Origin of the sequence: Kitasatospora nipponensis (assembly GCF_039528135.1) — a bacterium.
Classification (GTDB): domain Bacteria; phylum Actinomycetota; class Actinomycetes; order Streptomycetales; family Streptomycetaceae; genus Kitasatospora; species Kitasatospora nipponensis.
On record NZ_BAAALF010000292.1, the window covers coordinates 930 to 6,902 of the forward strand.

The following is a 5,973-nucleotide window of genomic DNA, read 5'->3' on the forward strand; positions in this document are numbered from 1 at the left end:
GCACCGGGAGCACCGGGAGCACCGGGAGCACCGGGAGCACCGGGAGCACCGGGAGCACCGGGAGGACCCGCACCACCGGCGGCTCACTGCTCGCGATCAGCGACCTGCACGTCGGGCACCCGGCCAACCGGGCCGTGGTCGACGCCCTGCGCCCGGCCTCCGCGGACGACTGGCTGATCGTGGCGGGCGACATCGGCGAGCGCTTCTCGGACGTCGAGCGGACCCTGCGCAGCCTGCGCTCGCGCTTCGCCGCGGTGATCTGGGCGCCGGGCAACCACGAGCTGTGGACGTTGCCCGACGACCCCGTCCAGCTGCGCGGCCAGGCGCGCTACCGCGCCCTGGTCGAGCTCTGCCGCACCCTGGACGTGGCGACACCCGAGGACCCGTACCCGGTCTGGCGCGGACCGGGCGGCCCGGTCACCGTCGCCCCGCTCTTCCTGCTCTACGACTACAGCTTCCGCCCGCCCGGCACCCGCACGGCCCAGGAGGCGCTGGCCGCGGCGCACGCGGCGGGCGTGGTCTGCACCGACGAGCTGCTGCTGCACCCCGACCCGTACCCGAGCCGCGCCGACTGGTGCGCCGCGCGCCTCGCCGAGACCGAACGGCTGCTCGCGGCCCGCGACCCGGCGCTGCCCACCGTGCTGGTCAACCACTTCCCGCTGCGGCGCGAGCCGACCGAGATCCTGCGCCACCCGGAGTTCGCCCAGTGGTGCGGCACCGAGCGCACCCGCGACTGGCACCGGCGCTTCAACGCCGCCGCGGTGGTCTACGGTCACCTGCACATCCCGCGGGACCTCAGCACCGACGGCGTGCCCTTCCTGGAGGTCTCACTCGGCTACCCGCGCGAGTGGCAGCCCCGCGGCGCCGCCCCCGCCCCGCGCCGCATCCTGCCCGCCACCGCGCCGCCCGCGTCGCCGCTCCCGCCCGGCCACCCGCTCAGTACCCTGCCCGCCCCCGGCCGTCCACCCACCGTCCGGCCACCCGCGGCCCGCCCCGCCGCCGTTCGGCAACCCTGGCCGGTCCGGGTCTGAAGGAGCGCTACGCGGGCGTGGCGGCGGCCGCACCGACCATGACGTCCTGGGCGGCCGTCACCTGCCGGACCATCAGGACCGCGAGGACCGCGCCGACCAGGTGCACCACGGCCACGTAGGGCGAGTCGCCCTTGCCGTGCGAGATGAAGCTGTAGGCCACCACCCCAGCGGAGTTGGCGAGCCAGGCCACCCACCAGGCCTCGATCACCCAGGCGCCGCCGACCGACCCGCCGGCCCGCCAGATGTCCAGCGTGATCCGGCGCGGGGCCCACCACATCACCAGCGGGGTGAACCAGGACCAGACGGCCCGGCCGACCGGGTACCGGTGTCCGCCGGGCGCGAGGACCTCGGCATTGCGCCGGCACCGCCGGAACCAGAGGAGGAAGACCGCGACGGCAGCGATCGTCCCGATCCCGTAGATGCCGGCGGCGTTGGCGAAGCGCGTTGGGTTGCTCCCCAGCGTCAGCGCCAGGACGACCTGCACGACGGTCGACACCAGGACCAGGATCTGGGTGGCCACGGCCAGCGGCCGGGGGTCGACGAGAACTCCGCTGTAGGCGACGGCCCGTGGACTCGGACGTGGTGCTTCCCGAACAACTGTCGACTCCACAACGAGACCCCTGACCGGACCTGCCCACGGTGCTGGTCACCGTGGGGACGGTCTGGAGGATAGGGGGATCCCGCGCAGGGTGTCCAAAGAGTGTTCACGGGCCGCTCCCGCGCCCGTGCCCTCGGACGGGCGTGGTGCACCGGCCGTGGTGACGTTCCTCACGGCGCCCGTCGCGGGTGCGCCGGTGGCACGCGGGGAATCCGACTGTCCCTCAGGAGGGCGTCCCCGCCTGCGAGTATTCCCGCTTGACGCACCTTGATCACGACTACTAGCGTCCGCGACGTTCTGCATTTCTGCTGACTCGGGGGCGTTGGCGTTCCCCGGGCATGCCTTCCCACGGGGGTTCGTCTTGCACGTGCGTCGAAGAGTCGTCTGGTCCCTGGCCGTGGCACTGGCCGCATCCGGCCTGGCCGGTTGGTCGGCGATGGTGCCGGCGACGGCCGCCGAGGCCACGGGCACCACGGCCGTGGAGGATTTCGGCTACCCGGGGGCCGCGCAGATCCTGGCCGACCGGGGGATCACGCTGAAGTCGGGGGACGGGCACATCGTGCTCGCCGACTGTGCGTCGGGGTCGAACCTGGTGCAGCTGTTCAGCCGCACCGCGACACCCAGTGAGGTCTGTTTCCAGGTCACCGGGCCCACGGGCTACCTGGCGTTGGAGATCCCGCAGGTCTACAACATCAAGGGTGACGACCACGCGATCAAGGCCACGCTGAACACGGCGGGCACGGTCACCAGCGTCGACGTCCCGAAGAACACCTGGACCCCGGTCGGCGAGGGCAACACCGCCGGCGCCGCCACCCTGCTGCAGCTCAACGCCACCGACGGACCGGCCGCCCCGGCCCCCGCCGGCGCCTACCCGGCGATCGGCACCCTCACCATCGGCCAAGCCGGCGACGCGGGCTACCGCGCCTGCACCGCCACGCTGATCGCCCCGCAGTGGGTGCTGTCGGCGGACAGTTGCTACGCCTCCGACGGGACGCTGACCGCTCAGCAGATCCGCTCCCGCCGGACCACGGCCACCATCGGGGGCCACACGCTGGCGGTGACCGGGCTGGTCTCGCGCGGGGACCGTGACGTGGTCCTCGGGCGGCTGGCCTCGCCGATCGTGGACATCGCGCCGGCCGGCATCGCCGGCGCCGCCGCGACCGTGGGCCAGTCGGTCAAGACCGGCGGCTTCGGGCGCACCGCCACCGACTGGGTGCCCACGACCGCCCACGCGGGCGACGCCACCGTCACCGCGGTGGACGCCACGACCGTCACGCTGACCCCCACCGCCGGCACGGTCTGCAAGGGCGACGCCGGCGGCCCGACCTTCACCGCCGCCACCGGCGGCGGCCTGGTGGTCAGCAGCATCCACAGCCTCTCCGGGCAGGCCGGCTGCCTGGGCGAGTCGTCGACCGCCAACCAGGTCAGCGACACCCGGGTGGACGACCTCGGGGCCTGGATCGCCGCCAACACCCCGCGGGGGCAGCGGACGTCCAGCGACTTCAACGGTGACAACAAGACCGACCTCGCGCTGACCGGCGGGGCGAACTGGCCCTGCTTGCCGGTGGCCCTGTCCAAGGGCGACGCCACGTTCAACACCTCCTGCAACGTGCCCGGTGGGTCGTGGGGGTACTGGGCGAGCACGGCCGGCGTGAAGCGCGTGACCGGTGACTTCAACGGTGACGGCCGGACGGACCTGGCGCTGACGGGTGGGGCGAACTGGGACTGCCTGCCGGTGGCCCTGTCCAAGGGTGACGGCACCTTCGACGTGTCCTGCAACACGCCGGGCGGGTCGTGGGGTTACTGGGCGAGCACGGCCGGCGTCAAGGTCGTGACCGGTGACTTCAACGGGGACGGCAGGACGGACCTGGCGCTGACCGGTGGGGCGAACTGGGACTGCCTGCCGGTGGCCCTGTCCAAGGGTGACGGCACCTTCGACGTGTCCTGCAACGCGCCGGGCGGGTACTGGGGCAACTGGGTGAACGAGTCCGGTGTGAAGCTCCTGACCGGTGACTTCAACGCCGACGGCAGGACGGACCTCGCGCTGACCGGCGGAGCCGGCTGGGACTGCCTGCCGGTGCTGCTGTCGAACGGCAACGGCACGTTCAACGAGTCGTGCAACGCGCCGGGCGGGTCGTGGGGTTACTGGGCGAGCACGGCCGGCGTGAAGGCCGTGACCGGTGACTTCAACGGGGACGGCAGGACGGATGTCGTGCTGACGGGCGGGGCGAACTGGGACTGCCTGCCGATGGCCCTGTCGAACGGCAACGGCACGTTCAACGTGTCGTGCAACACGCCGGGCGGGTCGTGGGGTTACTGGGCGAGCACGGCCGGCGTCAAGGTCGTGACCGGTGACTTCAACGGGGACGGCCGGGCGGACCTGGCGCTGACCGGTGGGGCGAACTGGGACTGCCTGCCGGTGGCCCTGTCCAAGGGTGACGGCACGTTCACCGTGTCCTGCAACGCGCCCGGCGGGTACTGGGGCAACTGGGTGAACGACTCCGGCGCCAAGCTCCTGACCGGTGACTACGACGGTGACGGCCGGACCGACCTGGCGCTGACCGGCGGGGCCGGCTGGGACTGCCTGCCGGTGCTGCTGTCGAACGGCAACGGCACGTTCAAGGAGTCGTGCAACTCCCCGGGGTCCGACTGGTCGAGCCGGGCGGGCCAGCCCGGCGTCACGGTGCTCTGACCCACCGGGTCACGGGTACGGAACCGAGGCCTGCCGCCCCACCCGTTCGGGTGGGGCGGCAGGCCTCGTCGCGTGCGGGTGCGCGTGCGGGTGCGGGGGCGCGGCGGTGTGCCGGCGGCGGGTGACGGTCCCTCGCCACGGCCTGGGCCTGTTCCCGCTTGACGCACCTTGATCGCGACCACTACGGTCCGCGAGGTTCTACTTTCAGCTGACACGGGGGCGTTGGCGGTCTCCGGCATGCGGTCAACGGGGGAGTCTTTCTTGACCAGGGGTCGAAGTGTCGTCCGGTCGTCGGTCGCGGCGCCGGCGGCGTCCGGCAGCGCGTGGTGGTCCGCGTCGGGGCCCGCGGCGGCCACCGAGCCGGCCACCGATCCGGCCCCGCCCTCGCTCGTACGCGCCGACCGTGCGTCCGCCGCGGCCGCCCGCACATCCGCCGCGGGCCTGCTGCGCCGGTCGAGCCGCACCGTGAGACCCGGCACGTTCAACCGGGTGCGCTGACCGACCCCCGACGCGTGACGTGCCGCGCAGGGCGGCCCGCCGCCCCCTGTGGACCGGCGGGGTGACAGGCCCCGCGGCAGGCGGGCCGCCCGGCCCCGGCGCGTGTGGTGGGTGTGGTCGCTTCGAGACTGCCGGGGCGATGGCCGCGGCGAGATGGCACTTCGCTGTGCCTGACGGGGATGGGGTTACACGTTCGATGAGAGTGAAAACGACATCGGGAGCGATACGGTCGCGGGTTGCCGCGGCCGGGATCGTGACGCTGAGTCTGATGACGGGACTGATCGCCGTCCCGGCGGCGGCGGACAGCGCGCCGCCGGCGGCGGGCGGTGACCGGGCGAAGGTCGTCGCGGCGTGGAAGGTCGGCGGGACGGTGGTGCGTCGCGCCGCCGAGAGCGCGCTGACGGGGTCCGACGCCGACGTGCAGGCCTTCCTGGCCGCAGGACAGGCGGCCGCCGCGGAGCAGGACCTGCGGGCGAGTCTGGAGCAGGTGCTGGCGGTGTCGGGGCCCGGGGTGCGGGCGGCCGGTGCGAAGGCGATGGCCGGTTCGGCCGCCGACGTGCAGGCGTTCCTCGACACGGGGATGCGCAAGCCCTTCGAGGACGACCAGCGGGTTCGGCTGTCGCAGATCATGTCCACCGGCGGGCCGGGGGTGCGGGCCGCCGCCGCGAAGGCGATGGACGGCACGATCGACGACGTGACCCGGTTCCTGAACGCGGGTCAGTTCAAGGCGCGTGACGACGACGACCGCGTGCAGCTGTCGCAGTTGATGGCCGGCGGTGGCCCCGAGGTGAAGAAGGCAGCCGGCGCGGCGCTGGACGGCACCCCGGAGGACGTGCAGGCGTTCCTGCGCAGTGGCTGGCAGGTCGCGGCGTCGCGGGACCAGGAGACGCTGACCGTCGCTCAGCTCTCGGACCTGGCGCGCAACGCGTCGAGCCGGGCCGGTGAGCAGGCGCAGACCGCGAAGGACGCGGCGGCGAAGGCGGTGGACGCGGCCCGGTTGGCGAAGGAGGCCGCTCAGCGCGCCGCGCAGGAGACGCAGGCGGCCCAGGGCTCCGCCTCGAAGGCGGCGAACGCGGCCGGTCGGGCGGCGGACGCGGACTCGCGGGCGGCGGTGCGCGAGCGGACGGCGTCGGCGGCGGCCTCGGCTGCGAACG

The 5,973-nt window shown here is 73.8% G+C and carries 4 protein-coding genes; 3 read left to right on the forward strand and 1 reads right to left on the reverse strand.

The window, feature by feature from the left end; translation table 11 throughout:
• Window positions 1–86 precede the first annotated feature (86 nt).
• Entirely contained in the window at window positions 87–1,031 is a 945-nt protein-coding gene (locus tag ABD323_RS38525; protein ID WP_344446768.1) for a metallophosphoesterase family protein, read from the forward strand.
• A gap of 7 nt (window positions 1,032–1,038) precedes the next feature.
• Here ABD323_RS38525 and ABD323_RS38530 read toward each other — a convergent pair whose 3' ends face one another.
• A complete protein-coding gene (locus ABD323_RS38530; protein WP_344446765.1) occupies window positions 1,039–1,551 on the reverse strand; it encodes a DUF4328 domain-containing protein in 513 nt (170 codons plus the stop codon).
• A gap of 475 nt (window positions 1,552–2,026) precedes the next feature.
• Here ABD323_RS38530 and ABD323_RS38535 point away from each other — a divergent pair, with 475 nt between their 5' ends.
• Window positions 2,027–4,321 carry an FG-GAP-like repeat-containing protein gene (locus ABD323_RS38535; RefSeq protein WP_344446766.1) on the forward strand — a complete coding sequence of 765 codons (2,295 nt, stop codon included), beginning with the start codon at window positions 2,027–2,029 and terminating at the stop codon, window positions 4,319–4,321.
• 766 nt (window positions 4,322–5,087) lie between these two features.
• Window positions 5,088–5,973: ALF repeat-containing protein (locus tag ABD323_RS38540; protein WP_344446767.1), on the forward strand; the 886-nt coding region annotated here is incomplete at its 3' end.